At 72.6% G+C, this 2448-nt stretch carries 3 protein-coding genes; 1 reads left to right on the forward strand and 2 read right to left on the reverse strand.

Annotation, left to right across the window (positions count from 1 at the left end):
- Together R6V09_RS50860 and fmt are read right to left on the reverse strand one after the other, a co-directional pair.
- On the reverse strand, positions 1 to 742 hold a 742-nt coding region (locus R6V09_RS50860), incomplete at its 3' end, for a transcription antitermination factor NusB (RefSeq protein WP_317888206.1).
- A 99-nt stretch (positions 743 to 841) separates the two neighbouring features.
- Positions 842 to 1777, reverse strand: coding sequence for a methionyl-tRNA formyltransferase (gene fmt / locus R6V09_RS50865; RefSeq protein ID WP_317888207.1), 936 nt, complete (start codon positions 1775 to 1777; stop codon positions 842 to 844).
- A gap of 275 nt (positions 1778 to 2052) precedes the next feature.
- Between fmt and R6V09_RS50870 the strand changes: the two genes are divergently transcribed.
- A partial coding sequence (locus tag R6V09_RS50870) for a hypothetical protein (protein ID WP_317888208.1) occupies positions 2053 to 2448 on the forward strand: 396 nt, incomplete at its 3' end.

Consider the following 2448-nt stretch of genomic DNA (forward strand, 5'->3'; position numbering starts at 1 on the left):
CGGGCTCGCCGCCCTCGCTGAGCCGCACGGCGTACGGTGACCAGCGCCCCGGCAGCGCGGCTTCCTCGCGCAGCAGTTCGTCGGTGGTGGACCGGCCGGGGCGGGCCACGAGGGTCACCTCGGGCCGCTCGTTGTCGGCCTCCAACAGGTCCTCGATCCCGGCGCGTGGGCCGCCGAGCGAGTCCCACAGCGCGGAGACGACCCAGCGCGGATGCGAGTGCACGATGGCGAGGTTGTCCTCGGGATCGTCGTCGTAGGGCGGCGCGACCCGTTCGATCCAGGTGTCGAGGTCGTCCTGCGCGACCTTCCGCAGCACGGCGTTGACGAACTTGGCCCGTCCGTCGCCGAGGACGACCCGGGCGAGTTCGACGGAGGCGGACACGGCGGCATGGGTCGGGATCCGCGTCCCGAGCAGCTGGTGCACTCCGAGGCTCAGCACGTCCAGCACCGGCGGGTCGACCTCACGAAGCGGCCGGTCGACGCACGAGGCGATGATCGCGTCGTACGTCCCCTGCCGCCGCAGTGTCCCGTAGACCAGCTCGGTGGCGAGGGCGGCGTCCCGGGTGTCGAAGTCGCCCTTCTCCCGCGCCTTCCGCAGCAGTGGCGGCAGGACGAGGTTGGCGTAGGCGTCCCGCTCGTCGACGGCCCTCAGTGCCTCGAAGGCGAGGATGCGGACGGGGTCCTTCTGCGGCCGGCGGTAGGGCTTGCCGGGCTTACGGGGTCGAGGGGACTGCTCGCTCACGAAAAAGGTGCTCCGGATTTCTGGCTGAGATGTGCGTCCAGCCTACGTCGCACCGGCAGGACCGCGCGCGGGACGTCACGCCCCGGGAGTCCCGAGGGCTCAGAGAGTCCCGACGGTCTCCCCCGCGCCGATCCGCGCGCCGCGCGCCCAGTCGGCCGCCCGCATCGGCTTCTTTCCCTGGGCCTGCACCCACAGCAGCTCGACGGCGTACGACCCGGTGCCCACGTACACGTTGTTCTTGCCGACGGAGAGCTCACCGGGCGCGAGGTCGGTCCGCTCCGGCACGGGCGCGGCCTGGACGATCTTGAGCCGCTCGCCCCGGAATCCGGTCCAGGCGCCGGGCGCCGGTGTGCATCCGCGCACCACCCGGTCCACGCGCAGGGCAGGAGCCGCCCACTTCACCTCCGCGTCCTCGACGTTGATCTTCGGAGCGAGGGTGATGCCCTCGCCCGGCTGCGGTACGGCCTTCAGGGTGCCGTCCTCGATGCCGTCCATGGTCGCGGCGAGCAGGCCCGAGCCGGCGAACGCGAGCCGGGTGAGCAGGTCGCCGCTGGTGTCGGTGGGGCGGATCTCCTCGGTGACGGTGCCGTAGACCGGCCCGGAGTCGAGTCCTTCCTCGATCAGGAAGGTGGAGGCGCCGGTGATCTCGTCGCCGGACATGATGGAGTGCTGCACGGGGGCGGCGCCGCGCCAGGCGGGGAGCAGCGAGAAGTGCAGGTTGACCCAGCCGTGGGCGGGGATGTCGAGGGCGACGCGGGGCAGCAGGGCGCCGTAGGCGACGACGGGACAGCAGTCGGGCGCGATCTCCCGCAGCCGCTCCAGGAACTCCGGGTCGCGCGGCTTGACGGGCTTCAGCACCTCGATGCCCGCCTCCGCGGCCCGCTCGGCGACAGGGCTCGCCACCAGCCTGCGCCCACGCCCGGCCGGTGCGTCGGGCCGCGTGACGACGGCGGCCACCTCGTGCCGTCCGGAGGCGATCAGGGCGTCCAGTGCGGGAACGGCGACCTCGGGGGTACCGGCGAAGACGAGCTTCATGGGTGGGTCGGGCCTCTCGGGCGGGAGTGTGCGGGCAGCGCACCAGTCTATGGCGCGTCCCGGCAGGAGCGCCCGGCGGCTCACACCCGTCAACTCACCGACAACTCACCCGCGCCCGCAGCGCACACCGGTTCACCGGGGGCGTACGCATATGCCCCTACGCCCCCGTTGCGTGACCAGCGGAGCGCACAGGCGTTGGTCAAGAAAGAGTTGACCACTATGGGCCGCATTCACGCGGCCCGATCCTTTTCAACGCCGGTTCGAGAGGCTTGTTCATGGCCGACCACGCAACCCACGACGCCCAGGCTCGGGCCAGCCTGCACTTGCTGGTGCGGGACATCGAGCGGGTCCGCCGGCAGGTGGACGCACTGCGCACGCTCACCGCCCAGCTGGGCAACGTCTACCGCCCGCGCCGCTCCGGCCCCTCCACGGGCTTCGTCGTCTACGGGCGCGCTCCCGCCCCGACGGTCCGTCTCGCGCAGGAGCTGCGGGACAGTGTCGAGACCCTGGTCACGGCTGCCGTGGACTTCGACCGCTCGCTCGGTTTCTCGTGGGACGCGGTGGGCTCGGCCCTCGGGGTCACCAAGCAGGCCGTACACCGCCGCTACGGCGCCCGCCGCGCCGCGACCCAGGCGGCGGCCGACGCCGAGCGCACGACCGAGGCGGCGAGC

Origin of the sequence: Streptomyces sp. W16 (genome assembly GCF_033194735.1) — a bacterium.
In the GTDB taxonomy this organism is placed as follows: Bacteria; Actinomycetota; Actinomycetes; order Streptomycetales; family Streptomycetaceae; genus Streptomyces.